The sequence below is a fragment of the Kitasatospora sp. CB02891 genome, from assembly GCF_002803145.1.
Taxonomy (GTDB): domain Bacteria; phylum Actinomycetota; class Actinomycetes; order Streptomycetales; family Streptomycetaceae; genus Kitasatospora; species Kitasatospora griseola.
On record NZ_NNBO01000013.1, the window covers coordinates 128,495 to 154,216 of the forward strand.

Below are 25,722 nucleotides of genomic sequence, written 5' to 3' on the forward strand. Positions count from 1 at the left end.
TTCCCCTGCGGCCGGGCAGCAGGTGCGGCCGTTACTCGATCACACCCGGGTTGGCCGGGCCCATGCCGGACGTCCAGGTGTCCTCGTCCTCGATCAGGTAGTCGGGACGCTTGCCCTGCGGCTTGCCCTTGCGGTTCGCACCGCCCTGGCCGCCGCCGAAGCCGCCCTGGCCGGACCGGCCGTCGGCGCCCCGCTCGCCCCGGGCGCGCAGCCCGGTGCCGCCCGGCGTGAACTCGCCGCCCGCGGCCGGTCCGCGCCGTCCGCCGACGGTGCCGCCGGCCCGGTTGACCAGCCCGCTGCCGCGTGCACCGCCGCCGGCCCCGCCACGGGCGCCACCGGCACCCGCGCCGCCGCCGTGCGGCATGCCGCCGCCCATGCCCGAGGCGCCCGCGCGCCCCGATTGGCCGGCTTGACCTGCCTGGCCCGTGCCGGTGGGCGTCGCGGTGGTGCCACCGGTCCGGCCGGCCCCGGCCGAGCCGCCCGAGTAGCCGCCGCCACCGGGGATCGGGCCGCCCTGGTAGCCGCCGCCTCCACCGGAGCCGCCGAGGCCGCCGCCACCGCCGTAGCCGCCACCGCCCGTGCCGCCGCCTCCGCCGCCACCGCCGGTGACCGGAATGGTCGGGTCAGGGGGACTCTGCGTGGGCGTGTGGTCGATGCGCGTGGTCGGGTCCTGGATCGGAGTCGGTGGCGGAACCGGAACCGGCGGGTGCGGCGGCAGCGGCGGATGCGGAGTCGGCGGCGGGACCGGGCCCGGCGGTTCCGGCGGCAGCGGGGGCCGCGGAATCGGTGGCGGGACCGGGCCCGGCGGCTCGGGCGGTTGCGGTTTCGGGGGCTTCGGCGGGCCGGGCGGCTCCCAGATGACGGGACCGCCGTCGCCGGGCTTCCGGCCGGTTCTGCCGTTGCCGTCGCCGACCGAGACGTCCACCGAGTCGTCGCGGTTGAACTTGTCCCCCGGCGGTGGCGGAAACACCGGGGGCTCCAGTGCGTTCAGCTCTGTGATCGACTGCTCGTATGCCTGGGTCAGCTTGGTCATCTGTTGGACGGCCTCGTTGTGGGCCTGGTCGACCCGCTGCTGCGCGGCCTGGGCCTGCGCGGGAGTGACCCAGTCGGAGTCGACGAATCCGGCGACCTCGCCGGCCGCCCAGCGGCCGGCCGAACCGCCGATGCCGAGCACGCCGCCCAGGATGTCGCCGCCGGTGTTGACGGCGCCGTTGGGCTGTCCGTCGTAGCGGCTGACGGTTTCCATGTCGTCGTGCGGCACTGGAGGTATGCCCGACTTGACCGCGGCGAGCATCTCGCCGGCGGAGGCCAGGTACGTGCCGGCACCTTTCGAATAGTCGGCAATGCCCATGGCGGTCTTCGAGACTCCGCTGCCCCAGGACTTGAAGCTGTCGGCTGCGGCGCCCTCCCAGTCGAGGCCGCTCATGTGCGCGTGCAGCTCTTCGCTGACCTCGTCCAACTTCTGCGAGGCGAGCAGCAGTCGCTGGGCCACCTGCATGACGGCGATCGGGTCCGAGTGTTGGACCATCGCCATCAGTTGCTCGTGGCTGGCGCCGCCGATCCCGCCGCCGTCGTGGACCGCCCGCACGAAGCGCTTCTCTGTCATCTCTCGTCTCCCCCGTTCTCCGTCGCCGGAGACGTCGTCAGTACGCGCCTTGCTGGGTGCCGGTGGCCGGAGTCTGCGGGCGGTAGGCGGTCCTCGGGTCGACGGTGCCGGGTTGGTACAGGGGCCGGAACCGGGCCTCCTGTTCGGCGTCCGCGCTGCTGTAGTTGCCGGAGGCCTTGCCGATGCTCGCACTCATGGCCGCGATCTGGGCGGCGAGGGTCTGCGAGAGCTCTTCCAGCTTGGCGTGCACCGTGGTGTACGCGGTCATCAGGTCGTCGGCCTGGCCGAAGTTCTGGCCGAGCTGACCGGTCGCCAGCGTCTGCTGGGAGACCTCGCCGTGACTCGCGGCCGAGCCGTCGAGTTCACGCAGGATCTGGTCGACCTTGTTCTTGAAGGTCTGCAGGTTCTCGACCTCGACCTTGACCGCCCCGCCGCCGACCTGGTTCGCCAGCGCGACCATGGCCGCCGTCTGCGCGGTCGTCGCGACGGCGACCACGTTGTACACGAACCCCGACATCCCGCCGGAGACGTCACTCATTGCCGATCCCCTCCCCCGTGAGCGGACCCACCCCCGTGGTGGCCCGCCGGTGGCATTGGCCGTCTTTCAAGATAGCGGTACGAACGGACGGTCCGTCAGGGGAGCGGCGATAACGGTCCGGGTAGCCTGTGCCGGTCGTCCATTCGCTGAGTGGGCGTCAAAAGGCATGGGGTGCGGGGGAGTTCGGATGGGGGAGAAGCGCGTCACCTGGGCGGAGCTGTACTTCGACCTGGTGTTCGTGTTCGCGGTGACGCAGGTGTCGGCGCTGCTGCACCACCACCACGACTGGGCCGGGTGCGGGCGGGCCCTGGTGGCGTTCGTGCCGGTGTACTGGTGCTGGGTCGGCACCACGGTGCAGGCCAACATCCGGGACGTGGACAACCCGCGGGACCGGATCGGGATCTTCGGGGTGGGCCTGGCGGGACTGTTCATGGCGCTCGCCCTGCCGGGGGCGTTCGGCGACCGCGGCGTGCTGTTCGGCGTCGCGTACTGGGCGGCCCGGCTGCTGCTGATCGGGCTGCTGGCCCGCCGGGTGCGGCGGGTCTGGGCCGGTCCGTACGGGGTGGCTGCGTTCTTCAGCGGTCCGCTGCTGGTGATCGGCGGCCTGCTGGCTTCCCCCGCACGGGAGTTGCTGTGGGCGCTGGCCGCGGCGGCGGACCTGTCGGCGCCGCTGCTGTTCCGCCGGCAGCTGGCGAAGGTCGAGTACCACCCGGGCCACCTGCCCGAGCGCTTCGGGCTGTTCCTGCTGGTGGCGCTCGGCGAATCGATCGTCGGGATCGGCGCCCCGGTGGCCGGCGCCCCGCTGCACGCGGGCCGGCTGGCCTCGGTGGCCGTGGCGTTCGTGATCTCCTGCGCGCTGTGGTGGCAGTACTTCGGGTACGCCGCCGACGCGATGCGGCACGCCCTGGAGACCGCGCTCTCGCGGCGCGACGTGCTGCGCCGGGTGTTCTCGTACGGGCACCTGGCGCTGATCGCCGGGGTGATCACCGTCGCGGTGGGCTTCGCCGAGACGGTGGCCCGGCCCGGGGCGGCGCTCGGCGGCGGTGCGCTCGGGCTGCTGTACGGCGGCAGCGCGCTGTACCTGCTGGCCTTCAACTACACCCGGTGGATGATGTTCGGGAAGCTCTCGCCGACCCGGCTGACCGCAGGCCTGCTGGTGGCCGCGCTGCTGGCGCTGCTGCTCCTCACCCCGCTGCACCGGCTGCCCGCGCTGGCCGTGCTGGTCCTGCTGGCGGCGGTGCTGGTCGGGCTGAGCGGCTGGGAAGAGCTTCGTGTGCGGCGGGCGGAGCGGGCTGTCGGCGCGACTGTGTAGCGTTCTTCGCAACGGGTCCGGAACGGGCCGGGGAACGATCGAGCGAGAGCGGTCGCCGTGCGGCGCGGCCGGTGGGAGGTACATCGTGACGGAGCTGGCCGAGGCGTCCGTGGGCGGCACGCTGGAGCTGCCGGAGTCCTGGCGCGCAGTGCTCGCCGAGGAGACCGGCAAGCCCTACTTCGCGCAGCTGTCGGAGTTCCTGGCGGCCGAGCGGGCCGAGCACGAGGTGTTCCCGCCCGCCGGGCAGGAGTTCTCGGCGCTGGACGTGACCGCCTACCAGGACGTCCGGGTGCTGATCCTCGGCCAGGACCCGTACCACGACAACGGGCAGGCCCACGGCATGAGCTTCTCCGTGCTGCCCGGCGTCAAGGTCCCGCCGTCGCTGCGCAACATCTACAAGGAGCTCAACACCGACCTCGGCCTCTTCACGGAGCCCGGCACCGGCACCGGCTTCAAGATGCCCGACAACGGCTACCTGATGCCGTGGGCCGAGCAGGGCGTGCTGCTGCTGAACGCGGTCCTCACGGTGCAGGCGCACCAGGCCAACTCGCACAAGAACAAGGGCTGGGAGAAGTTCACCGACGCGGTGATCCGCGCGGTCAGCGCCCGCGAGGAGCCGTGCGTGTTCGTGCTGTGGGGCGGCTACGCGAAGAAGAAGCTGTCGCTGATCGACACCGAGAAGCACGTGGTCGTGCAGAGCGGCCACCCGTCGCCGCTGTCGCAGAAGACGTTCTTCGGCACCAAGCCGTTCTCGCAGATCAACGCTGCGCTGGAAGGGTTCGGGCAGAAGCCGGTCGACTGGAACATCCCGAACGTGAAGTAGCGGGGGACCGGAAACGGTGGAACCCCCGGGCCCTGAGGGCCCGGGGGTTTTTCAGCCGGCGAGGACGGGGGGCTCCGTCGCCGCGCGCAGCTGTTCGAGCGTGACGCCGTCGGCGAGCTCGACCAGGCGGAGGCCGTCCGAGGTGACGTCGAGGACGGCGAGGTCGGTGACGATGCGGTGGACGACGCCGCGGCCGGTGGCGGGCAGGGTGAGCTCGTCGACGATCTTCGGGGTGCCGTCCTTCGCGGTGTGCTCCATCACCACGATCAGGCGGCGGGCCCCGTGGACCAGGTCCATCGCGCCGCCCATGCCCTTGACCATCTTGCCGGGGATCATCCAGTTGGCGAGGTCGCCGCTCGCGGAGACCTGCATCGCGCCGAGCACCGAGACGTCGATCCGGCCGGAGCGCACCATGCCGAAGGAGAACGCCGAGTCGAAGTAGGCCGCGCCGGGGTTGACGGTGACGGTCTCCTTGCCGGCGTTGATCAGGTCGGGGTGGACGTCGGCGTCCATCGGGTAGGGGCCGACGCCGAGGATGCCGTTCTCGGAGTGCAGGACGACGTGCACGCCCGCGGGCAGGTGGTTGGGGATCAGGGTGGGCAGGCCGATGCCGAGGTTGACGTACTGGCCGTCGCGGAGTTCGCGGGCGGCGCGGGCGGCGAGCAGGTCGCGCGGGTCGAGCGCGGTGGTCATCAGGACTCCTTCGCGGCGGAAAGACTGACGGTGCGGCGCTCGATCCGGCGGTCGGCGGGGTCGGCGGCGACCACCCGGTCGACGTACACGCCGGGCAGGTGGACGGCGTCCGGCGGGATCTCGCCGGGTTCGACGATCCGGTCGGCCTCGACGACGGTGATCCGGCCGGCGGTGGCGCACAGCGGGTTGAAGTTGCGGGCGGCGGCGTGGAAGACGCAGTTGCCGTGGCGGTCGGCGATCTCGGCGCGGACCAGGGCGAAGTCCGCGACGATCGCCTCCTCCAGCAGGTAGGAGCGCCCGTCGAACTCGCGGACCTCCTTCGGCGGGGAGGCCACCGCGACGGCGCCGCCGCCCGGGGCGTAGCGCCAGGGCAGGCCGCCCTCCTCGACCTGGGTGCCCGCGCCGGCCGGGGTGTAGAACGCGGGGATGCCCGCGCCGCCGGCCCGCAGCCGTTCCGCGAGGGTGCCCTGCGGGGTCAGTTCGACCTCCAGTTCGCCGTTCAGGTACTGGCGGGCGAACTCCTTGTTCTCGCCGACGTAGCTGGAGGTCATCCGGGCGATCCGGCCGGCCCGGAGCAGCAGGCCGAGGCCCCAGTCGTCCACGCCGCAGTTGTTGGAGACGACGCGCAGGCCGGTGGTACCCGCGTCGACGAGCGCGCCGATCAGGGTGGACGGGATGCCGCACAGGCCGAAGCCGCCGACCGCGAGCACCGCGCCGTCGGGAATGTCCCCGACCGCGCGGGCGGGGGAGTCCAGGACCTTGTCCAAGGGGGCCACCTTCTCGAAGGGGGAGGGCTGACTGCCGCACCACACTCGTCGCAGGCCCCGGCGCTTTCCATGGCGGGCGACGCCATGGAGCAGGGCGGATCCATGTGTCCGTCACACACCTCCCGAGGAGTGGCGCCGCAACATGTCGCCGGCCCACACAGAAGCGGCTGCCGATGCGTGCTCCCGTCACATGTCGTCTTCCGGGTGGCCCCCCTACGGTTCCCGCATCCCACCAGCACAGGTACGTCAGGAGCTCCCCACCATGTCAGTCACCGACGCCACCCCCAGACGCCCCGTCCGCAGGCTCGCCGCGCTGGCCGCCTGCGTGCTGCTCGCGTCCGCCTGCGCCAAGGCCGGTACGGCGGGCACCTCGGCGGAGGCGGGCGGCGGCGACAAGAGCCCGGTCAAGGTCGGCCTGGTGTACTCCAAGACCGGTCCGCTGGCGGCCTACGGCAAGCAGTACCTGGAGGGCTTCAAGGCCGGTCTGTCGTACGCCACCAAGGGCACGAACGCGGTCGGCGGGCACCCGGTGGAGATCGCCGAGCAGGACGACGCGGGCGACCCGGCGAAGGCCGTGTCCGCGGCGAAGGACCTGATCGGCAAGAACTACAAGATCCTGGCGGGCTCCACCGCCTCCGGCGTGGCCCTGCAGGTCGGCCCGATCGCCGCGCAGAACAAGGTGCTGTTCATCAGCGGCCCGGCCGCCGCCGACAAGGTCACCGGCCTGAACAAGTACACCTTCCGCTCCGGCCGGCAGTCCTACCAGGACACCAAGGCCGCCGCGTCCTTCATCGGCGACGCCAAGGGCAAGAAGGTCACCGTCCTCGCGCAGGACAACGCCTTCGGCCAGGCCAACGTGGCCGCCGTCAAGGACGTCCTCGGCGGCGAGGGCGCCACCGTGGAGGCGGTGCTGGCCCCGCCGTCCGCCACCGACCTGACGCCGTTCGCGACCCAGGCCAAGGCCGCCAAGCCCGACCTGCTGTTCGTGGCGTGGGCCGGCGACACCGCCTCCGCGCTGTGGACCTCGCTCAACCAGCAGGACGTGTTCTCCTCGACCAAGGTCGTCACCGGCCTCGACGTGGCCGCCTCGTACCCGCTGTTCGGCCCCGCCGCCGAGAAGATCGACTTCCTGAACCACTACTTCTCCGGCGCGGCCGGCGGCACCGAGGCCGAGCTGGCGATGAACGACTTCGTCACCAAGAACGGCTCCAAGTCCGACCTGTTCACCCCGGACGGCTTCACGGCCGCGCAGATGGTGGTGCACGCGCTGGAGGCCAACAAGGGCTCCGACACCGACACCGACGCGCTGGTGAAGTCGCTGGAGGGCTGGAGCTTCGACGGCGTCAAGGGCAAGCTGACCGTCCGCGCCGAGGACCACGCGCTGCTGCAGCCGATGTTCCAGGTGAAGCTGACCGGCACCGGCGCCGCCGCCAAGCCCACCGCGGAGAAGGTGCTGTCGGCCGACCAGGTCGCCCCGCCGGTCGCCAAGATGGCGGGCTGACCGCAATGAGCACCCCCGCCCCGGTTCTGCGGCTGGACGGCCTCGGCTGGTCCGTCCGCGGCGTCCCGATCGTCCAGGACGTCACCTTCGACGTCGCCGAGGGCGAGTTCGTCGCCTTCATCGGCCCGAACGGGGCGGGCAAGACCTCCCTGTTCAACCTGATCTCCGGCATCTACCCGGCCAGCCACGGCACCCTCCGGCTGGACGGCGCCGACATCACCGCCCTGCCGGTGCCCGCCCGGGCCCGGCGGGGTCTCGGCCGGACCTTCCAGACCTCCTCGCTGTGGCCCGGCCTGACCGTCGCCGACCACGTCCGGCTGGCCGCGCAGGCCGCGGCCGGGCCGGCCGCCTCGTACCGGATCTGGCGGCGCGCCGACCGGTACCGGCAGCAGGTCGAGGAGACCCTGGAGCGCACCGGCCTCGCCGACCAGGCCGACGACCTGGCCGGTTCGCTGTCGCACGGCGGCAAGCGGAAGTTGGAGCTCGCGGTGCTGCTGGTGGGCGACCCCCGGCTGATCCTGCTCGACGAGCCGATGGCGGGGGTGAGCGCCGAGGAGGTGCCCGCCCTGGTCGAGCTGATCCGCTCCGTGCACCGGCAGGGCCGCACCGTCCTGATGGTCGAACACCACATGGACGTGCTGCTGGGCCTGGCCGACCGGCTCGCCGTGATGCACCACGGCACGCTGCTCGCACTCGACACCCCCGAGGCCGTGATGGCCGACGAAACCGTCCAGGGGGCCTACCTCGGGGAGGCGCTGTGACGACCCTGCTCGCCGTCCGCGACCTCCGGGTGGTGATCGACGGACTGCACATCCTGCACGGGGTGGACCTGGACGTCGCCGCCACCGGAGTCACCGCACTGCTCGGCCGCAACGGCGCCGGCAAGACCACCACCGTCAAGGCCGTGATGGGACTCGTCCCGCGCACCGGCTCGCTGGTCTTCGACGGCGCCGACATCGGCCGGCTGCCCACCCACCTGGTGGTCCGCCACGGCATCGGCTACGCGCCCGAGGACCGCGGCATCTTCGCCGGCCTGACCGTCGCCGAGAACCTGCGGCTGGCCGAACGCGACGGAACTCCCGCCTACGACCTGGTCTTCGAGCTGTTCCCGGAGCTGAAGCAGCGTCACCGGCAGGCCGCCGGAACCCTGTCGGGCGGCCAGCAGCAGATGGTGGCGATCGCCCGCACGCTGCTCAACGGCAACCGGCTGATCATCGCCGACGAGCCCACCAAGGGCCTCGCCCCGAAGATCGTCACCGAGGTCGCCGACGTGCTCGCCCGGGCCGCCGAGACCGTCCCCGTGCTGCTGGTCGAGCAGAACCTGGCCCTGGTCCGCCGGGTCGCCGGGCAGTGCGCCGTCCTCGCCGACGGCCGCACCGCCCACCAGGGCGACGCCCGCGAGCTGCTCGCCGACGAGGACGCCGCCCGCCGGCTGCTCGGCGTCGGCAGCCACCGCCCCACCGCAGCTCCCGAGGTGACTCCCTGATGAACACCGTCGTCCTGCTCGCCTGCACCGGACTGGGGCTCGGCGCGCTGTACTTCCTGGTCGCCTCCGGCCTCTCGCTGATCTTCGGCCTGATGGACGTGCTCAACTTCGCGCACGGCGCGCTGCTGTCCATCGGCGCGTACGCCGCCTGGTGGGCCGCCACCGACGGCGGGATGGGCTTCTGGCTGGCCGTCCCGTTCGGCACCGCGGTCGGCACCGCCGCCTCGGTGCTGCTCGAACTCGCGCTGATCCGGCCGCTGTACTCCCGGCCGCGCGACCAGATCCTCGCCACCGTCGGCGTCGGACTCGCGCTGCCCGCGCTGATCATGGGCATCTGGGGCGCCGACGCCCGGCCGTTCCCGCAGCCCGAGGCGCTGTCCGGCACGGTGCGGCTGCTGGGCGCGACCGTGCCCGTCAACCGCTTCGTGCTGATGGCCGCCGCGCTGATCGTGCTGGTGCTGCTGCGGCTGTTCCTGGCGAAGACCCGCTACGGGCTGATCGTCCGGGCCGGCGTCGAGGACCGGGCGATGGTCACCGCGCTCGGCATCGACGTCCGCAAGGCCTTCACCCTGGTCTTCGCGATCGGCGGCGCCGCCGCCTCGCTCGGCGGGGCGCTGGCCGGCCTGTACTTCGGCTCGATCAACCCCGGCCAGGGCACCGGACTGCTGATCTTCGCCTTCGTGGTCGTGGTGATGGGCGGCATGGGCTCCGTCACCGGCGCGGCCGTCGCCTCGGTCGGCGTCGGACTGGTCCAGCAGTTCGCCAACTACTACACCGCCGCGGGCCTCGGCGACCTCTCCGTGGTCGTCCTGCTCGCCGTGCTGCTGCTCGTCAAGCCGCGCGGACTCACCGGGAGACTCGCATGACCACCCACCTCAAGCGCTGGTGGCCGCTCGGCCTGCTGGTCGTCCTGGTGATCGCGCCGTACAGCACCCTGCCGCTGCCCGGCCTGCTGGACGGCCCGCTCGGCAGCCCCGGCAGCCTCCAGCTGATCGCGCTGTGCCTGGTCTACGGCGGCCTCGCCACCGGCTACGACCTGCTGCTCGGCCGCACCGGGCTGCTCTCCTTCGGGCACGCCCTGTACTTCGCCACCGGCCTGTACGCCACCGACCTGGCGATGCTGGAGTTCGGCCTGGGCCTCGCCCCGGCCGCGGTGTTCGGCATCGCCTGCTCGATCGCGCTGGCGCTGCTGCTCGGCTCGGTGTCGCTGAAGGTCACCGGCATCGGCTTCTCCATGGTGACGCTGGCGTTCGCGCAGGCCGGGGCGATCCTGGTGCAGCGCAACCCCGGCGGCCTGACCGGCGGCGAGGAGGGCCGCTCGGCGCCCGCCGAGCACCTGCCGGACGCGCTGATCGGCATTCAGAACACCGCCAACCTGTACTGGATCGCGGTGCTGTACCTGGTCGTCACGCTCGCCGTGGTGCACTGGACGGTCTCCTCGCCGACCGGGCGGGTGTGGGCCGGCATCCGGGAGAACGAGCGCCGGGTCGAGGTGCTGGGCCTGCGGCCGTACGGCTTCAAGCTGGTCGCGTTCACCGTGGCCGGCGGCCTGGCCGGCGCGGGCGGCGTGGTCTACCTGCTGCTCACCGGCGGCGCCACCCCGCAGGCCGCGAGCTCGGACGCGACGCTGGCGCTGCTGGTGATGGTGGTGCTCGGCGGCTCCGGCACCCGGTGGGGGCCGCTGCTCGGCGGCGTGCTCTACACCTGGGCCGCGCACCGGCTCGGCGACCTGGCGAACTCCGCGTCCATCGCCGAACTCCCGTCCGTGCTGCGGGTTCCGCTCTCCCAGCCGCTGTTCCTGCTGGGTACGCTCTTCGTCGCCGTGGTCTACCTGCTGCCCGGCGGTCTGGCCAAGCTGCCCGCCCGGCTGCGCGCGGGCCGGGCCGCCAGGGCCGCCAAGGTGTCCGTCACCGCCGTACCGGAAGGCGCCGCATGACTCTCCCCCAGCACCTCACCGTCCCCGTCGACGGCGGTGACCTCGCCGTCCTGCACTGGCCGGCCGCCGACCCGGGCGCGCCCGTGGTGGTCGCCGTGCACGGCATCACCGCCAACGCGCTGGCCTGGGCCGGCCTGGCCCGCCTGCTGGACGGCCGGGTCGCGCTGTACGCCCCCGACCTGCGCGGCCGGGCCGCCAGCCGCGACCTGCCCGGCCCGTGGGGCCTGGGCCGGCACGCGGAGGACGTCGCCGCGCTGATCCGCCACCTGGACGCCGGCCCGGTCCGGCTGGTCGGCCACTCGATGGGCGCCTGGGTGTCGGCCGTCGCCGCCACCCGGCACCCCGAGCTGCTCGCCGACCTGGTCCTGGTCGACGGCGCGGTGACCTTCCCGCTGCCCGAGGGCGTCCGCGAGGAGGACGCGCTGGCCGCGGTGCTCGGCCCGGCACTGGCCCGGCTGTCGATGACCTTCGAGAGCCGCGAGGCCTACCGCGGGTTCTGGCAGGCGCACCCCGCGTTCGCCGAGTGGAACGAGGAGATGGACGCGTACACCCAGCGCGACCTGATCGGCGAGGCCCCCGAGCTGGTCTCGTCCTGCGTCCACGAGGCGATCACCACCGACGGCGCCCAGGTGCTGCTCGATCCGGAGGCGGCCGGCGCGATCCACCGCCTCACCGTTCCGACGCAGTTCCTGTACGCGGAGCGCGGCCTGCTGAACGAGCCGCAGGCGCTGTACGACGAGGGCCGGCTGGCGGCGGCGAAGGTCACCGTCCCGACCGAGCTGCTGGCCGGCACCAGCCACTACTCGATCATCTGGGCCGACCGGCTGGCCGAACTGCTGGTCTGAGCGCGAACGCTCCGGTGCCCTCCCGCCTCCGTGTCCGGAGCGGGAGGGCACCCGGCTGTCCGGCCCGGTCAGGCGCGGCGCCGGTAGTACACGGTGCCGAGGACGGCCGCGGCGGCCAGCGAGCCGCCGATCACCCCGACCTGGGTGTCGATCATCGGCACGGCCCCGGCCACCGGGGAGCCGCCGCACTCGACGTGGCCGATGATCACGTTGGCGCCGCCGAGGGTGGGCAGCAGGACGATGTGCACGGCGTTGACGGTGAGCACGTCGTTGGCGTCGGTGGACTGCTCGTTGAGGGTCACGGTGCCGAGGCCCGGAACGGTGACGCTGGTGTTCTTCGGGGCGTTCGCCTGCAGGGTGGTCGGGACGCCCAGCACGGTGAGGGTGCCGCTCGCGATGACGCCGTTGCCGGTGGGCCCGTTCGGGTCGGCGCTGCAGGTGGACTGGACGCCGGTCACGTCGCCGGCCAGGGCCGGGCCGAGGGTCAGGGTCAGGTGGTCGACGGTGGCGGAGGCCGAGGAGGTGCCGAGCGTCGGGTCGCCGGCGGTGGTGGCGGTGAGGGTGGCGTCGGTCGCGAACGGGCCGACGGTCAGGCCCACCAGGGTCTGGGTGCCGCCCGGCGGGTAGGTGGACAGCGGTTGCGGCGGGACGGCCACGTTGTTGTTCAGTGCGTCGGCGGAGACCACGTACGCCGTCGCCTCGGGGGAGGTGAGCGCGGCGAACGCCGGTGCGGCGGAGCAGAACAGGCCGGCCGCGAGGGCTGCGCCGGCCAGGACGCGGGTGCGGGTGGGGACGGTGGTCACGAACGGACCGCCTTTCTGGGGAGGAAGTGCCGATTCCGATGGCTGTCGATCAATTCCCTGATGCGACAAGCGGCTTATGTGACCGGTCGGGAAATCCGGTCGAATGGAGTAGTTGCCTGACGGATCGTCAACGCGCGGCTGTCCGTGCGGTCTTGTGCCAGCTCTGCTCCCCGCGCACCAGCCGCCAGAACGCGCGCACCGCGACCAGGTACGTCCCGAACGCGTAGACCGCCAGCGCGAGCCCGTACCCCAGTGCCGGGCCGCGGCCGATGTCCCGCTCGCAGCGGCGCCGGTACAGCGGCCCCCAGACGGCGAACTCGGCGATCCCGATCAGCAGGTACAGGCCGATCAGCAGGGCGCCGCCGTGGGCGAGGAAGTCCGCGGTGAACTCCGGGTACGCCCAGGAGTGGTAGCCGAAGACCCCGATCGGCAGCAGGTAGGCGAACATGCCGACCACCTGGAGCCAGGGCTGCGCCATGAAGTAGCCCACCTCCAGGAAGCCGAGCGCGCTGAACTCCCGGGAGCTCCAGATCCGCGGCAGGTACCGGGCGCACTGCATCGAGCCCTGCGCCCAGCGGACCCGCTGGGTGAGCAGCTGCCGCACGCTCCACAGCGCCTCCTGCTCGACCCAGGCGGTGGTGGTGTAGCCGTTGCGGCGGCCGGCCAGCATCATCCGCAGGCCCAGCTCGAAGTCCTCCAGCAGGGCCTGCCCCCAGGGGCTGCCGGTCTCGGCGGCGACCGCGCGCAGCGCGCTCAGCCGGTTGGCCTGCCCGTTGCCCCCGACGTTGACGGTGCCGGTGCGGCGCCGGGTGATCTGCATCGCGGAGATCGGCCCGCGGAACTCCAGGTCCTGCAGCCGGGCCAGCAGCCGGGCCCGGGCGTTGGCGGCGCGGCTCCGGCCCGGCAGCGGCGCGGCCACCGCCCGGTTCGACATCCGGACCTCCACCTGGACGGCGCCGATCACCGGGTCGCCGAACGAGGCCGGCCCGGCCAGCACGTGCAGCAGGTTGGGCGAGGGCCGGCCGTCCGCGTCCACCACGGTGAGCACCACCCGGTCCGGGTCGGCGCCGGCGGGCAGCCACTCCTCCAGCGCGTGGTACGCCGCGTTCAGCGCGTCGCCCTTGCCGGTGCGGGCGTGCGGCAGCCGGCGCCGCACCAGGTGGACGGGCAGCCCGGCGACGGCGAGGGCGAGGACCACCTCCGCGGTGCGGTCCGTCGAGTGGTCGTCCACCACCCACAGGCGGGCGGTGGGGAAGCGCCGGTGCAGGTGGTCGAGGGTGAGGCCGATCACCGCCTCCTCGTCGCGGCACGGGACGACGAAGTGCCACTGGTAGCCGGACGGGTCGCCCGGGGTGTCCGGCCGGGCGCGCAGGAAGCCCGTCACGATCACCCCGACGTAGCCGAGGAAGCCGACGCCGAGGATGAAGGACAGGCAGACGGAGAGATCGAGCAGGCTCACGGGGCGACGTCCTCGGCGGGGGCGGAGCCGCGGGCGACCACGGCGAGACAGAGCAGCAGGGCCGCCAGCGCGGCGGCCATCATCAGCAGCGAGCCGAACAGGACGTGCGTCCACTCGAACCCGGCGCTGCCGTAGCGGTGCTGCATGGCGACGATCAGGGTGAGCCGGCCCAGGTTGGTGCCGGCGATCAGCGCGCCGGCCAGCGCCAGGGCCAGCAGCAGCCGGCCCGGGCGGCGGTGGCCGAACAGCAGCAGCAGGCCGAGGACCAGCGCGAACGGCGCGATCAGCAGGGCGCTGCTGCAGCCGGTGGTCAGCGCGATGCCGCGCTCGAAGTGGTCCGGACCGCCCGCGTACAGCACCGGCGCGCTCGGGCTCGGCAGCAGCAGGGTGCGCAGCCCCAGCAGGTGGGTCGCCACCTGGGCGACGGCGGTCAACTCCAGGTTGCGGTACATGTGTTCGCCGCCGACCAGCAGGCCGGCCAGGGCGAGGGCGAGCGGGCCGCACACCGCGCCGAGCGGGCCGGGGCGGGTGCGGGCGGCGGGCCGGGCTGGCAGTCCGGAGAGTGCGGTGGCAGGCATGAGCGGCTCCACGCGGAGGGGCGGACGGGCCGGACCCGGCGGTCGTCCGCCCGGTCCGGGGGAGGTCAGGGACGGCGGTCCGGGTCGGACCGCTCGGACCGGGGCGGGGCGGTGGCCAGCCGGCCGCGCCGCACCAGCACCACTCCGACCAGCAGCAGGCCGGTGGCCGCGGCGGCCGCCAGGCCGAGTCCGGGCGAACCGGTGGAGGCCAGCACTCCGCCGCCGGCCGCGACAGGCGGGATTCCGCCGACGTGGGGTCCGTACACGGTCGTCTCCTCTCGTCTCGGCCAGGTGGCTTCCGGGCCGAGCCCAAGGTGACTGCCAGGCCGATCATCAGACCGCAGTGACGCGCGGATCGGCCGGAAGACCACTCGGACGCCCCACGTCCGGAGCCCGGCGCGATCGGCCGTCGGTGCCACGGCGGCCGAGCGGGCGCCCGGGCGGACGGCGGCTGCGCCGAGCGGGTGGTCCTCGCACCCCCGACGGTCGGCAAGGGCGCGGCGCGCGGCGCTCACCGACGGAGCGTCACGACCATGTGATCGTCATTCGAAAATCCCGCCGGCTGATCCCTCGGCGCTCGGTCCGTCGTCCCGTCCCCCTCACGGAGCACCATGACCTCCCGCGACCTCGCCCTGGTCCTCGGAACCCGACCGGAGATCGTCAAACTCGCCGCCGTCACCCGGCTGTTGGGCGCGCGCGCCCGCGTGGTGTGGACCGGCCAGCACTGGGACCCGGCCCTCACCACCGCCTTCTTCACCGGCTACGGCCTGCCCGCCCCGCACCACCGGCTGGACGGCGTCGGCGGCGAACCCCGCGGCCGGCAGATCGGCCGGATGATCGGCGAACTCAGCCGCCACTTCGCCGAGCACCCGCCCGCCGCCGCCATCGTCCAGGGCGACACCAACACCGCCGCCGCCGGGGCGCTCGCCGCGCACTGCGCCGGCGTCCCCGTCGTCCATGTCGAAGCGGGCCTGCGGTCCTTCGACCGCGACATGCCCGAGGAGGCCAACCGGCGGGTCATCGCCCCGCTCGCCGACCTGCACTGCGCGCCCACCGCGACCGCCGCCGCCCACCTGCGGCGCGAAGGCATCGACCCGCGGCAGATCCTGGTCACCGGCAACACCGTGGTCGAGGCCACCCTCGCCACCCTGCCCGACGAAACCGCCGCCCGCGCCGTGCTGGCCCGGTACGGCGTCACCCCCGAGAACTACCTGCTGGCCACCGTCCACCGGCCCGAGAACACCGACGACCCCGACCGGCTGGCCCGGCTGCTGGCCCAACTCGGCGGCCTCGACCTGCCGGTGCTGCTGCCGCTGCACCCCCGCACCCGGGCGGCCGCCGCCGGCGCCGGGCTGCTCGCCGGCGGCGGGCGGCTGCGCCCGGTCGAACCGCTCGACCACGCCGCGTTCCTGGCGCTGGCCCGGCACTGCCGGCTGCTGGTCTCCGACTCCGGCGGCGTCCAGGAAGAGTGCACGGTGCTCAAACGCCCGCTGGTGGTGGTCCGCAACTCCACCGAACGCCCGGAGGCGGTCCGGGCCGGGTTCGCCCGGCTGGCCCGCCCCGGGCCCGAACTCGACGCCGCCCTGCGCGAGTTGCTCGCCGACCCGGGCGCCGCGGCGCGGCTCGCCGAGGTGCCGTCCCCGTACGGCGACGGGCAGGCGTCCCGAACGATCGCCGCCGCCGTCCGGGCCCGCTACCCACAGCGTCCGCCCCGGCCGCGCGATGCGGCGGCCGGGGCGGACGGGGCGGCGGAGTCGGCGGAGCCGACGGACCGTCAGGGAGTGCCGAGGAAGGTCTGCCAGCCGCCGGTCGGGGCCTGGCCGACGTTGAGGGTGCGGAGCTTGCGCAGCGTGGACTGATCCTGCGCCTCCAGCCACTCGACCAGCTGCCGGAACGAGACCAGGCGGACGTCCGGCTTGCCGGCGATCTCCTTGAGGGTCTGCTCGACGGCGTCCATGTAGATGCCGCCGTTCCACTGCTCGAAGTGGTTGCCGACGAAGAACGGCGCGCGGTTGGTGCTGTAGGCGCGGTTGAAGCCCGCCAGGTAGGAGTCCCGGGCCTGGTCGCGCCACTGGCCGTACTTGGCCGGGTCGCCCTTGGTGGAGCCGGCGGACTGGTTGGCCAGGATGTTGTAGTCCATCGACAGCACCTGGAAGTTGTGCCCGGGGAACGGGATGCCCTGCAGCGGGAAGTCCCAGATCTTGCCGTCCTGGACCTTCTGCGGCCAGATCTGCTGCCCGCCGGGCGAGCTGGCGTCGTACTTCCAGCCGAGCTTGGCGGCGGTCGGCAGCAGCGTCTTCTGCCCCTCCAGGCACGGGGTGCGGCCGCCGATCAGCTCCTTCTTGTAGTCGAAGGGCAGCGGGTCGACGTCGGTGAACCCGGTGTTGGTCTTCCACTGGGTGACGAAGCCGACGGCCTGCTCGATCTCGCTCTCCCAGTCCTCCGGCGACCACTTGTTGACGCCGTTGCCGTCCGAGCGGGTCGAGCAGAAGTGCCCGTTGAAGTGGGTGCCGATCTCGTGGCCGGCCAGCCACGCCTGGCTGATCAGCTTCAGCGTGTTGCGGACCGCGCCCTCGGACAGGAACGGGATGTCGGAGGCGCCCTGGGTGTGCTTCGGCGGGTGGTACAGCGAGGACTTCTCCTTCGGCAGCGTGTAGATGCCGGAGAGGAAGAACGTCATGGTCGCCTTGTGCTCCTCGGCGAGCTTGAGGAACCGGGTGAACTGGCCGTCGTCGGTGGCGCCCGCGCCGTCCCAGGAGAACACCACGAACTGCGGCGGCGCCTCACCGGGCTTCAGCTTCTCGGCCTTCGGCTGGTTCGGCTGCGGGCCGGTGTCGGCGTTGGAGCCGTCGCCGATCGGGGTGCCCTTGGTGCCGGACTGGCCGGGGGCGGGCTTGCTGCCGCCGCCGCTGCCGGCGCCCGCGTCGGAGCCGGGCCGGCCGCCGGCGCCGCCTCCGCTCGAACAGGCGGCGACGGCCCCCAGGGCCGCGGTGGCCGCCGTGGCGGACAGCACTGTCCTGCGCGAGATGGTGCTCATGGTCTCCCCTGCCGCAGTGGGCCCGACCAGAAGAAGATCCGGACGCCTGCCGCGGCTCCGGATGGTCAACTTCTGGCAAACTCGGACAATTTGACGGTTTCGCCACTCAAGGATGGCATGCCCGGGACGGGCGGTCCAACGCCGCCCACCCTCAACCGGTCATCACGCGAATCGACTTCGTCCGGCTCCCGCCGGGGTCGTCCTGTTGCCGTCCTGGGACACAAACCCCGAGGCCGCGGCGGTACTAGACCGGTTCGCCCTCGACCAGCACCGCCAGCCGGCGGCGTCGGCGCACCACCTGGACCACCAGGCTGCTGATCGCCGTCGCCGCCACCGAGGAGATCGCCAGGCTCAGCCACTCGGTGTCGAACCAGTGCAGATTCAGCCAGCCGAGGCTGACGATGTACGCCGCCCACACCACCGCGGCCACCGCCGACCAGCGCAGGAAGGTCCACGGCCGGTTCGGGGAGTGACCGACCGCCAGGTCCAGCACCGTCCGCCCGGCGGGGACGAAACGCGCCACGATCACGATCGCCGCCGCCGTCCGACTGGTGGTGCGGCCGGTCAGCGCCCGCTGCACCCGGGCCACGCTGGCCGCCAGCCGGGGCCGGCGCGCCAGGCGCCGGTTCACCGCGGGCGCGCCGCGGCGGGCCAGCTGGAGCAGCAGCAGATCGCCGAGGAAGGACGCCACCGCCACGCCCGCGGCCAGCGGCAGCGGCGAGCCGCCCACCTGGCCGGTCTTCAGCACGGCCAGGATCACCAGCGTCCCGCTGGGCAGGAACGGCAGGAAGGCGTCACCGAGCACCGCGACCAGCGCGAGCGCGCAGTACCACGCAGGTGCGATCACCGCGTCGGCGTCCAAGGTTCTCTCCCTCCAGCCCGCCCGGGGGAGAGGCAGCTGCAACGAGGGTCAACGCTAGCGCGGACACCTTTCATCACCTGAAGCACCCCCGTGTGGGATGCCGCACACATGTCCGGGCACGGCTGGGAGCCCCCGGCGGGGTGCCGCTGCGGGGGCTCGGGGGATCCGCGGCGCTGGTCGAGCCCGCGACTCCGGTGCGGTGCGCGGAGCCGGTAGGTCGTCCGCGACGGTCACCAGCCTGCCGCATCCCCGGGGCCCGGCTCGACCATCGCCGCTGGCGACTTCTCGCGGTGGCGTGAACTCGCCAGCGGCAGTGCCTCGTTGGCGATTCGCCCCGGCCGGCGGGAACAGCCCGGCCGGTTGACGGGTTGTCCTCCGTCGGACGCCCGGGCACCGGGCCGGGGCACCAGGAGGACGCGCCGCATGACCACCGCACCGACCGACCGGCACCCCGGCGACGACGACAGGATCCGCGGCCGGGCCGTCGGCACCGCCCCCGCCCCGCTCTCGATCCTCGACCTCGCCACCATCGGCGCCGGCCACAGCGCCGGCGAGGCGCTCGCCGCCACCACCGAACTCGCCCGCAGCGCCGAGCGCTGGGGCTTCCACCGGTTCTGGGTCGCCGAGCACCACGGCATGCCCGGCGTCGCCTCCTCGGCGCCCGCCGTGCTGCTCGCCCACCTCGGCGCGCACACCAGCACCCTGCGGCTCGGCTCCGGCGGCGTGATGCTCCCCAACCACGCCCCGCTCACCGTCGCCGAGCAGTTCGGCCTGCTGGAGGCCCTGCACCCCGGCCGGATCGACCTCGGCCTCGGCCGCGCCCCCGGCACCGACCAGGCCACCGCCCGGGCCCTGCGCCGCGGCCTGGCCGACGGCGCCGAGGACTTCCCGCGCCAGCTCGCCGAGCTCACCCACTTCCTGGACGGCGACTTCCCCGACAGCCACCCGTACGCCCGGCTGGTGGCGGTGCCGCGCTCCGCGACCCGCCCGCCGATCTGGCTGCTCGGCTCGTCCGGCTTCTCCGCGCAGCTCTCCGCCCGGCTCGGCCTGCCGTTCGCCTTCGCGCACCACTTCAGCGCCGCCAACACGGTGCCCGCGCTCGACCTGTACCGGGACAACTTCCGCCCGTCCGAGGTGCTGTCCGAGCCGTACGCGCTGATCGGGGTCAACGCGGTCGCCGCCGAGACCGCCGAGCGGGCGCTGTGGCTGGCCCGCTCCGCCGCCCTCGGCATGCTGCGGCTGCGCCTGGGCCGGCCCGGGCCGATCCCCACCCCGGAGGAGGCCGCCGCGCGCACCTACACGTCGGCCGAGGAGGACTTCGTGGACTCCTGGCTGGCCGACGTGGTGCTCGGCACCCCCGAGGAGGTCGTCGACGGCCTGGAGGCGCTGCGCAAGCGCACCGGCGCGGACGAGTTGATGGTGACCTCGCACATCCACGGCCACCAGAACCGGCTGACGTCCTACGGGATGATCGCCGAGGCGTACGGCCTCACCGGCTGACGGCTCACCGGCGAGGGCGCTCCCGCAGTATCTCCGCGATCCGGTCGGGGGCGCCCGGGCGGGCGAAGTGCCAGCCCTGGGCGAAGTCGCAGCCGGTCTGCCGCAGGCGCTCGGCCTGGGCGGCGTTCTCGATGCCCTCGGCGGTGACGGTCAGGCCCAGGGCGTGCGCCAACTGCACGACGGCGCCGACGATCTGCTCGTCGGCGGCGCGCCGCCGCCCGCCGTCGCCGGGCGCGCTCTCCCGGAACGCCTCGATGAAGGTGCCGTCCAGCTTCAGCGCGTGCACCGGCAGCCGGGACAGGTAGGCGAGGTTCGAGTAGCCGGTGCCGAAGTCGTCGATGGCGATCCGCACGCCCATGTCGGCGAGCGCCTGCAGCGCCTGCAGCGGGCGGCCGCTGGGGCCGAGGATCGCGCTCTCGGTGATCTCCAGCTGCAGCAGCCGGGTCGGCAGCCCGGTGCGCTCCAGCACCTCGGCGACGTCGGCGACCACGTCGGAGTCCCAGATCTGACGGGCGGCCAGGTTGACCGAGATGAACGTCTCCGAGCCCGGGAAGTCGTCCAGCCAGCGCCGGGCCTGGCGGCAGGACTCCTCCAGCACCCACTTGCCGAGCGGCACGATCGCCCCGGACTCCTCGGCGAGCGGGATGAAACGGTCCGGCGACAGCAGCCCGTAGCGCGGGTGGCGCCAGCGCACCAGCGACTCGGCGCCGTGCACCGCGCCGTCCGCCAGGCCCACCAGCGGCTGGTACTCGACGACGAACTCGCCGCGCTCCACGGCCGGGCGCAGCGCGGTGGCCAGCAGGTGCCGGGTCAGCTGGTCGGCGCCGCGGTCGCGGTCGTACAGCGTCCAGCGGGCCCGGCCGTCGGCCTTCGACCAGTACAGGGTGGAGTCGGCGTCGCGGATCAGGTCGGTGGGGGTGGAGCCGCGCACCGGGCGCTCCACCACGCCGATCGAGGCGGTCACCGTCAGCCGGTGCCCGGCCACCTCGAAGGGCCGCTCCAGGGCGCCCATCAGCCCGGCAGCCAGGTGGGTGAGCTGCTGGTGGCCGGAGCTGTCGGTGACCAGCACGGCGAACTCGTCGCCGCCCAGGCGGGCCACCAAGTGGCCCTCGCCGTCGGCGAATCCGTGCTCCAGCCGGGCGGCGACGGCGACCAGCAGCTGGTCGCCGATGTGGTGGCCGAGGGTCTCGTTGATGGCCGCGAAGCCGTCCAGGTCGACGTAGCACAGCCCGATCCGGGGCTCGCCGTCCACGTCCTGCGACCCGGCCGGACCGGCCGGCTTGAACGCGGACTCCAGGCGCTCGAAGAACAGCGCCCGGTTCGGCAGTCTGGTCAGCGGGTCGTGCAGCGCCTGGTAGGCGAGCCGGTCGCCGAGCTGGCGCTGCTCGGTGATGTCCTCGACCATCACCAGCGTGTAGTACGGCAGGCCCGCGCCGTCGCGGATCAGCGAGACGGTGACCCGGCCCCAGACCTCGCGCCCGCCGCGGTGCTTGAGCCGCTTCTCGGTGCGCATCCGGTCGCGCTCGCCGCGCACCAGTTCGCGGTAGCGGAGCCGGGACGGGTCCTCCGGATCGATGATCTGGTGGATGTGCAGGCCGGAGAGTTCGGCGGTCTCCCGGCCGAGCATGGCGGCGAACGCCGGGTTGCCCTCGATCACCAGATCGTCGGTGTCGATCAGCGCCATGCCGATGCCGGCGTCGGAGAACGCGGCGCGGAAGCGCGACTCGCTGGCCCGCAGCGCGTCGGCCAGGTGCACGGAGTCGGCGCTCAGCAGGCTGCCGCAGACGGTGCAGATCCGGGGCGGGCCGGTGGTCGCCTTCGAGGCGGTCCCCCCGTCCTGCGGGCGCGGCGTTTCGGGCCGCCCACCCTGATGGTGTGCGTCGGCCCCGACGTTCCGGCCCGGCACGGCACGCTCCCGTCCGCTGCTGCCACTGATCACGGTCGACACCCGAGCGGGCGGGGACCGGCCCGCGGTCCCGCTCCGTCCGGTCGTCCCCGGTCGGACCGGGGAGCTGCCGGCGGCCTCGGGCCACGTCCGCCGATCATAGGCCGCCGGTGTAACTGTGCGCGACCGCCGCCGGGGTGATTCGGGCGGATTGTCCGCAGATGTCCTTCGACAAAACGTGCGAGACCCCCAGCGCGCACCGGACTTGGTGCACGCCGGGGGCGTACGCCCACGCTCACGCGCCGTAGCGGGGCGTGAGCGTGAGCAGGTCGGGCGGGGTCGGGCGGGTCAGGCCAGCGACGCGGAGAGCGTGATGGTGGTGCCGGTCAGCGCCTGGCTGACCGGGCAGTTCGCCTTCGCGTCCTCGGCGGCCTTCACGAAGCCCGCCTCGTCCAGGCCCGGAACGGTGCCGACCACGGTCAGGTGGATGCCGGTGATGCCGGTGCCCGGCTGGAAGGTCACGTCCGCCTTGGTCTCCAACTTGGTCGGCGGGGTGCCGGCGCCGGCCAGGCCGTGCGACAGCGCCATCGAGAAGCACGCCGAGTGCGCGCCCGCGATCAGCTCCTCCGGGCTGGTCTTCCCGTTCGCGGCCTCGGCCCGGGACGGCCAGGACACCGGGAACTCGCCGATGCCCGAGGAGTCGAAGGTCACCAGGCCCTTGCCGTCGAGCAGGTTGCCCTCCCACTCGGTGTGCGCGGTGCGGGTCGTAGCCACGATCAGGTACCTCCTGTAGGGGGGACTGCCGGTCGAACTGCTCCACCCGCGACCGCACTTGCGGCCGCGGCCCGCCCAGCCTAGGGCCTGGCCGACCGTTCTCGTCGGATCAGCGCGCGACCGTCCGTCCGGCGGCCGTCCCACATCCCGGAACGTGTCGCCCGATCGGGCGGGAACGCCGTGTTTGCCCTGTTAGATTGGCCGTTCGCCCGCGCCCGGGTCGGCCCGTCCGCCGCGCTCCGCCGCACCCGGCGCCCACCCGAACCCGCATCGGAGCCACCGCCATGACGGACCAGCCCACCCCCGCCCCGGAAGCGACCTCCCCCGGGCAGATCGACGAGGCCGTGCGGGCCGAGCTGACCCGCCTGCGCGAGTCGATCGACAACATCGACGCCGCCGTCGTCCACATGCTCGCCGAGCGCTTCAAGGCCACCCAGCAGGTCGGCCGGCTCAAGGCCGAGCACCGGCTGCCGCCCGCCGATCCGGAGCGCGAGCGCCGGCAGATCGCCCGGCTGCGCGAACTGGCCGTCAGCGCCCGCCTCGACCCGGTGTTCGCGGAGAAATTCCTCAACTTCATCATCGCCGAGGTGATCAGGCATCACGAGGCGATCGCCGGCGACAGCGGCCGCCCCGGGAACTGACGGCTCTGTCCGGTCCGCGTAAGGGCCGGATTTCGCCCCGTCCGGCGGGCGGGTTAGCGTGCTGTCCTTCGGAGGAGGCGGTGTCGGTGTCGGTTGCGGTGACCGAGGAGACCACGCAGGAACAGGGCTGGCGCAGGCGTCGGCCCTGGTACGTCGAACTGCCCGTGATGATCGCCGTCGGCCTGGTGGTCGCCGTGGTGATCAAGTCCTGCCTGTTCCAGGTGTTCTCCATCCCGTCCGGATCGATGGAGAACACCCTGCAGATCGGCGACCGGGTCGCGGTCAACAAGCTCGCCCCGCTGACCGGTTGGAAGCCCGAGCCGGGCGAGCCCGTGGTGTTCAAGGACCCGGGCGGCTGGCTGCCGCCCACCCCGAAGGACAGCAACGCCTTCACCGGCGCGATCCACTCCGGCCTCAGCGCGATCGGCCTGTTGCCGCCCGGCGACGACTACCTGGTCAAGCGGGTCATCGCCACCGGCGGCCAGACCGTCGCCTGCCGCGGCACCACCCTCACCGTCGACGGCCAGCCCGTCGCCGAGCCCTACCTGCACCCCGGCGACGACTCCTGCGCGGGCCTGGACTTCGGCCCCGTCACCGTCCCCGCCGACCACATCTGGGTCGAGGGCGACCACCGCAGCGACTCCGCCGACTCCCGCTACCACCGCGAAGGACCGGCTGGCGGCGCCGTCCCCGTCGACAACGTGGTCGGCCCGACCGCCGCCGTGGTCTGGCCCCTGGGCCACGTCACCTGGTTCGGCTGGACCGGCCGCTGACCGCCCGTCAGGCCGCCACGCCCCGCCGCAGCCGCACCGCGCACCCCACCGCGACAGCCGCCGAGAGCAGCGCCAGCGCCCCGGCCTCCGTCCACTGGAACGCCCAGTAGCGCCCGGCCGGCTGGTACTCGACGCGCTGCGTCAGGTGCATCGCGTCGATCGTCTCCCGGCACAGCCGGGGCGAGCCCTCCGGCCCGCACACCCCGGGGGCGGCCGCAGTGAACGGACGGCCGTCGGCGGCCAGCGTCCGCACCGACACCACCCAGGCGCCGGGCACCGCCACCGGAGTCGACACGTACAGCCGCTCGCCCTCGATCCGGATCACCCCCGGCCGGTCCGGCGCCAGCACCACCGCGCTCTCCGCCCGCACCGGCGCCGCCAGCTGCGGGCGCACCACCAGCGGCACCAGCACCTGCGCCGCCACCACGACCGCCGCCGCCACGGCCATCGCCGCGACCTGGCGGCGCAGCAGCAACCCCGCCGCCACCCCCGCCGCGAAGCCGAACAGCGCCCACCCCGCCGGCGCCAGGCCGTGCGCGGCGAACACCAGCGGACCGAACCGCCCCGGCAGCGCCGACCCGCCGTCCCCGCCCGGCAGCGCAGCCGCCCGGTCCAGCGGCGCCGCCCACCGGCTCACCAGCCAGGTCAGCAGCCCGGACAGCGCGAGCACCGAGCCGCCGACCAGGACCAGCCGGACGACCAGCCACCGCGTCCGGGTCACGCCCTGCGTCCACGTCAGCCGGAACGCCCCCGACTCCAGTTCGCGGGCCACCAGCGGCACCCCCGCGAACATGCCGAGCACCGCCGGCAGCACCAGCAGCACCACCACTCCCAGGTAGAACAGCGAAGTGACGGCCGGGTCGGCCCGCACCGCCGCGGCGAACGCCGACTGGGCCTGCGCACAGCCCGCCCCCGTCCGGGCGCAGCCGGGCAGCCCGCTGGAGTCGTACAGGTCCGCCGGCCGGCCGCCGGTCGGCAGCAGGGCGGCGCAGGCCGCGGCGAGCAGGGCCAGCGCCAGCCATCCGTGCATCCGGTACTGACGCCACGTCAACCAGGTCATCGCGCCTCCTCCAGCCGCTCCAGCACGTACTCCTCCAGGTCGCGGCCGCCCAGCAGCTCCGCCGACGGGCCGGCCGCCCGCACCCGGCCGCGGCCGAGCACGATCAGGTGGTCGCAGTCCCGCGACAGGTCGGAGACCAGGTGCGAGGAGAGCAGCACCGTCGTCCCGTGGTCGGCGCGCGCCCGCGCCAGGCCGTCCAGGAACTCCCGTCGCGCCAGCGGGTCCAGCGCCGCCACCGGCTCGTCCAGCACCAGCAGCTCCGGGCGCTTGGCCAGCGCCAGCGTCAACGCGAGCTGGGCCCGCTGCCCGCCCGAGAGGCGGCCCGCCCGCCGGCCCGGCTCCAGCCCCAGTTCCTCGATCCGGCGCCGCGCGCCCGCGCCGTCCCAGTGGCGGTTCAGCTTCGCGCCGAGCGTCAGGTGCTCGGCCACCGTCAACGACCGGTGCACCGGGGCGTCCTGGCCGACGAACCCGATCCGGGCCGACTGCGGGCCGGTCGGCGGGCCGCCCAACACCCGCAACTCGCCCTCGCTCGGGGCGAGAAGACCCACCGTCAGCTGCAACAGTGTGCTCTTGCCCGCCCCGTTCGGGCCGACCAGCCCCGCCATCCGCCCGGTCGGCACCTCCAGCGTGCACTCCCGCAGCGCCCACCTCCCGCGAAAGCGCCGCCCCGCACCACGCGCCTCGATCACAAGCCCCTCCTCCTGTACGGCCCTTCGGACCCGGCACACCCTCCCGCCCGGCGGGCCCGCACCGCGTCGTTCCCCGGGCCGGAAACGGAGCCCGTCCCGCAGGCCGGTCCCGGGGCTCCGCGCGGGCTCCCGTCGCACCGGGGGACGACGGCCG

At 73.8% G+C, this 25,722-nt stretch carries 26 protein-coding genes; 12 read left to right on the forward strand and 14 right to left on the reverse strand.

What is annotated here, in order from left to right:
• Positions 1-31: 31 nt before the first annotated feature.
• Entirely contained in the window at positions 32-1,606 is a 1,575-nt protein-coding gene (locus CG736_RS26250; RefSeq protein WP_100588638.1) for a WXG100 family type VII secretion target, read from the reverse strand.
• A 37-nt stretch (positions 1,607-1,643) separates the two neighbouring features.
• Entirely contained in the window at positions 1,644-2,144 is a 501-nt protein-coding gene (locus CG736_RS26255; protein WP_100588639.1) for a hypothetical protein, read from the reverse strand.
• Between the two features lie 187 nt (positions 2,145-2,331).
• Between CG736_RS26255 and CG736_RS26260 the strand changes: the two genes are divergently transcribed.
• Positions 2,332-3,456 carry a low temperature requirement protein A gene (locus tag CG736_RS26260; RefSeq protein WP_100588640.1) on the forward strand — a complete coding sequence of 375 codons (1,125 nt, stop codon included), beginning with the start codon at positions 2,332-2,334 and terminating at the stop codon, positions 3,454-3,456.
• An 85-nt stretch (positions 3,457-3,541) separates the two neighbouring features.
• Positions 3,542-4,279 carry a uracil-DNA glycosylase gene (locus CG736_RS26265; protein ID WP_198520617.1) on the forward strand — a complete coding sequence of 246 codons (738 nt, stop codon included), beginning with the start codon at positions 3,542-3,544 and terminating at the stop codon, positions 4,277-4,279.
• Positions 4,280-4,330: 51 nt separating this feature from the next.
• Here CG736_RS26265 and CG736_RS26270 read toward each other — a convergent pair whose 3' ends face one another.
• Both CG736_RS26270 and CG736_RS26275 read right to left on the reverse strand, forming a co-directional pair.
• Entirely contained in the window at positions 4,331-4,972 is a 642-nt protein-coding gene (locus tag CG736_RS26270) for a 3-oxoacid CoA-transferase subunit B (RefSeq protein WP_100588641.1), read from the reverse strand.
• Complete coding sequence (locus CG736_RS26275) at positions 4,972-5,739, reverse strand: CoA transferase subunit A (protein ID WP_100588642.1); 768 nt, start codon at positions 5,737-5,739, stop codon at positions 4,972-4,974. The genes CG736_RS26270 and CG736_RS26275 overlap by 1 nt, the downstream gene beginning before the upstream one ends.
• A 262-nt stretch (positions 5,740-6,001) precedes the next feature.
• Between CG736_RS26275 and CG736_RS26280 the strand changes: the two genes are divergently transcribed.
• The 6 genes from CG736_RS26280 to CG736_RS26305 are packed head-to-tail and all read left to right on the forward strand — an operon-like array spanning position 6,002 to position 11,507.
• Positions 6,002-7,240 carry a substrate-binding domain-containing protein gene (locus CG736_RS26280; protein ID WP_100588643.1) on the forward strand — a complete coding sequence of 413 codons (1,239 nt, stop codon included), beginning with the start codon at positions 6,002-6,004 and terminating at the stop codon, positions 7,238-7,240.
• Positions 7,241-7,245: 5 nt separating this feature from the next.
• Complete coding sequence (locus CG736_RS26285; protein WP_043914110.1) at positions 7,246-8,001, forward strand: ABC transporter ATP-binding protein; 756 nt, start codon at positions 7,246-7,248, stop codon at positions 7,999-8,001.
• Positions 7,998-8,726: an ABC transporter ATP-binding protein gene (locus CG736_RS26290; protein WP_043914109.1), complete on the forward strand. Its 729-nt coding sequence runs from the start codon at positions 7,998-8,000 to the stop codon at positions 8,724-8,726. Before CG736_RS26285 ends, CG736_RS26290 begins: the two co-directional genes overlap by 4 nt.
• Complete coding sequence (locus tag CG736_RS26295) at positions 8,726-9,592, forward strand: branched-chain amino acid ABC transporter permease (RefSeq protein WP_100588644.1); 867 nt, start codon at positions 8,726-8,728, stop codon at positions 9,590-9,592. The genes CG736_RS26290 and CG736_RS26295 overlap by 1 nt, the downstream gene beginning before the upstream one ends.
• Entirely contained in the window at positions 9,589-10,662 is a 1,074-nt protein-coding gene (locus CG736_RS26300) for a branched-chain amino acid ABC transporter permease (RefSeq protein WP_100588645.1), read from the forward strand. Before CG736_RS26295 ends, CG736_RS26300 begins: the two co-directional genes overlap by 4 nt.
• Positions 10,659-11,507 (forward strand): alpha/beta fold hydrolase, encoded by an 849-nt coding sequence (locus CG736_RS26305; RefSeq protein ID WP_100588646.1) that lies wholly within the window; start codon positions 10,659-10,661, stop codon positions 11,505-11,507. Before CG736_RS26300 ends, CG736_RS26305 begins: the two co-directional genes overlap by 4 nt.
• A 68-nt stretch (positions 11,508-11,575) precedes the next feature.
• Here the strand turns inward: CG736_RS26305 and CG736_RS26310 are convergent, their stop codons facing one another.
• The 4 genes from CG736_RS26310 to CG736_RS26325 form a co-directional block, all read right to left on the reverse strand.
• Entirely contained in the window at positions 11,576-12,310 is a 735-nt protein-coding gene (locus tag CG736_RS26310; protein WP_100588647.1) for a choice-of-anchor P family protein, read from the reverse strand.
• A gap of 127 nt (positions 12,311-12,437) precedes the next feature.
• A complete protein-coding gene (locus CG736_RS26315; protein WP_100588648.1) occupies positions 12,438-13,769 on the reverse strand; it encodes a glycosyltransferase in 1,332 nt (443 codons plus the stop codon).
• Positions 13,766-14,347, reverse strand: a complete 582-nt coding sequence (locus CG736_RS26320) for an archaeosortase/exosortase family protein (protein WP_100588649.1) — start codon at positions 14,345-14,347, stop codon at positions 13,766-13,768. The genes CG736_RS26315 and CG736_RS26320 overlap by 4 nt, the downstream gene beginning before the upstream one ends.
• Positions 14,348-14,412: 65 nt before the next feature.
• Positions 14,413-14,613, reverse strand: coding sequence for a hypothetical protein (locus CG736_RS26325; RefSeq protein WP_100588650.1), 201 nt, complete (start codon positions 14,611-14,613; stop codon positions 14,413-14,415).
• Between the two features lie 345 nt (positions 14,614-14,958).
• Between CG736_RS26325 and wecB the strand changes: the two genes are divergently transcribed.
• Positions 14,959-16,206, forward strand: a complete 1,248-nt coding sequence (wecB, locus tag CG736_RS26330) for a non-hydrolyzing UDP-N-acetylglucosamine 2-epimerase (protein ID WP_100588651.1) — start codon at positions 14,959-14,961, stop codon at positions 16,204-16,206.
• Here wecB and CG736_RS26335 read toward each other — a convergent pair.
• Positions 16,122-17,384, reverse strand: a complete 1,263-nt coding sequence (locus tag CG736_RS26335; RefSeq protein ID WP_100588652.1) for a hypothetical protein — start codon at positions 17,382-17,384, stop codon at positions 16,122-16,124. The two genes, wecB and CG736_RS26335, sit on opposite strands and share 85 nt — an antisense overlap.
• Positions 17,385-17,628: 244 nt before the next feature.
• Positions 17,629-18,246 carry a hypothetical protein gene (locus tag CG736_RS26340; protein ID WP_100588653.1) on the reverse strand — a complete coding sequence of 206 codons (618 nt, stop codon included), beginning with the start codon at positions 18,244-18,246 and terminating at the stop codon, positions 17,629-17,631.
• A gap of 423 nt (positions 18,247-18,669) precedes the next feature.
• Between CG736_RS26340 and CG736_RS26345 the strand changes: the two genes are divergently transcribed.
• On the forward strand, positions 18,670-19,746 hold the full coding sequence (locus tag CG736_RS26345; protein WP_100588654.1) for an LLM class flavin-dependent oxidoreductase: 1,077 nt from the start codon (positions 18,670-18,672) through the stop codon (positions 19,744-19,746).
• A gap of 4 nt (positions 19,747-19,750) precedes the next feature.
• On the opposite strand, the gene CG736_RS26350 is transcribed toward CG736_RS26345, so the two are convergent.
• Both CG736_RS26350 and CG736_RS26355 read right to left on the reverse strand, forming a co-directional pair.
• Positions 19,751-21,652 (reverse strand): bifunctional diguanylate cyclase/phosphodiesterase, encoded by a 1,902-nt coding sequence (locus CG736_RS26350; protein ID WP_100588730.1) that lies wholly within the window; start codon positions 21,650-21,652, stop codon positions 19,751-19,753.
• A 327-nt stretch (positions 21,653-21,979) separates the two neighbouring features.
• Positions 21,980-22,405, reverse strand: coding sequence for an OsmC family protein (locus tag CG736_RS26355; protein ID WP_043916387.1), 426 nt, complete (start codon positions 22,403-22,405; stop codon positions 21,980-21,982).
• Between the two features lie 284 nt (positions 22,406-22,689).
• On the opposite strand from CG736_RS26355, the gene CG736_RS26360 reads away from it, so the two are divergent.
• Positions 22,690-23,046: a chorismate mutase gene (locus tag CG736_RS26360; RefSeq protein ID WP_100588655.1), complete on the forward strand. Its 357-nt coding sequence runs from the start codon at positions 22,690-22,692 to the stop codon at positions 23,044-23,046.
• An 86-nt stretch (positions 23,047-23,132) separates the two neighbouring features.
• Positions 23,133-23,819 carry a signal peptidase I gene (gene lepB / locus CG736_RS26365; RefSeq protein WP_157815747.1) on the forward strand — a complete coding sequence of 229 codons (687 nt, stop codon included), beginning with the start codon at positions 23,133-23,135 and terminating at the stop codon, positions 23,817-23,819.
• 7 nt (positions 23,820-23,826) lie between these two features.
• On the opposite strand, the gene CG736_RS26370 is transcribed toward lepB, so the two are convergent.
• Both CG736_RS26370 and CG736_RS26375 read right to left on the reverse strand, forming a co-directional pair.
• Positions 23,827-24,879 (reverse strand): ABC transporter permease subunit, encoded by a 1,053-nt coding sequence (locus CG736_RS26370; RefSeq protein WP_100588657.1) that lies wholly within the window; start codon positions 24,877-24,879, stop codon positions 23,827-23,829.
• Entirely contained in the window at positions 24,876-25,568 is a 693-nt protein-coding gene (locus CG736_RS26375) for an ABC transporter ATP-binding protein (protein WP_100588658.1), read from the reverse strand. Before CG736_RS26375 ends, CG736_RS26370 begins: the two co-directional genes overlap by 4 nt.
• Positions 25,569-25,722: the final 154 nt, after the last annotated feature.

Bases quoted from the DNA above. Each gene is read 5' to 3' on its own strand.
- CG736_RS26250 (WP_100588638.1), bottom strand. From the start codon at position 1,606: ATGACAGAGAAGCGCTTCGTGCGGGCGGTCCACGACGGCGGCGGGATC.
- CG736_RS26255 (WP_100588639.1), bottom strand. From the start codon at position 2,144: ATGAGTGACGTCTCCGGCGGGATGTCGGGGTTCGTGTACAACGTGGTC.
- CG736_RS26260 (WP_100588640.1), top strand. From the start codon at position 2,332: ATGGGGGAGAAGCGCGTCACCTGGGCGGAGCTGTACTTCGACCTGGTG.
- CG736_RS26270 (WP_100588641.1), bottom strand. From the start codon at position 4,972: ATGACCACCGCGCTCGACCCGCGCGACCTGCTCGCCGCCCGCGCCGCC.
- CG736_RS26280 (WP_100588643.1), top strand. From the start codon at position 6,002: ATGTCAGTCACCGACGCCACCCCCAGACGCCCCGTCCGCAGGCTCGCC.
- CG736_RS26285 (WP_043914110.1), top strand. From the start codon at position 7,246: ATGAGCACCCCCGCCCCGGTTCTGCGGCTGGACGGCCTCGGCTGGTCC.
- CG736_RS26295 (WP_100588644.1), top strand. From the start codon at position 8,726: ATGAACACCGTCGTCCTGCTCGCCTGCACCGGACTGGGGCTCGGCGCG.
- CG736_RS26300 (WP_100588645.1), top strand. From the start codon at position 9,589: ATGACCACCCACCTCAAGCGCTGGTGGCCGCTCGGCCTGCTGGTCGTC.
- CG736_RS26305 (WP_100588646.1), top strand. From the start codon at position 10,659: ATGACTCTCCCCCAGCACCTCACCGTCCCCGTCGACGGCGGTGACCTC.
- CG736_RS26320 (WP_100588649.1), bottom strand. From the start codon at position 14,347: ATGCCTGCCACCGCACTCTCCGGACTGCCAGCCCGGCCCGCCGCCCGC.
- wecB (WP_100588651.1), top strand. From the start codon at position 14,959: ATGACCTCCCGCGACCTCGCCCTGGTCCTCGGAACCCGACCGGAGATC.
- CG736_RS26335 (WP_100588652.1), bottom strand. From the start codon at position 17,384: ATGAGCACCATCTCGCGCAGGACAGTGCTGTCCGCCACGGCGGCCACC.
- CG736_RS26345 (WP_100588654.1), top strand. From the start codon at position 18,670: ATGACCACCGCACCGACCGACCGGCACCCCGGCGACGACGACAGGATC.
- CG736_RS26360 (WP_100588655.1), top strand. From the start codon at position 22,690: ATGACGGACCAGCCCACCCCCGCCCCGGAAGCGACCTCCCCCGGGCAG.
- CG736_RS26370 (WP_100588657.1), bottom strand. From the start codon at position 24,879: ATGACCTGGTTGACGTGGCGTCAGTACCGGATGCACGGATGGCTGGCG.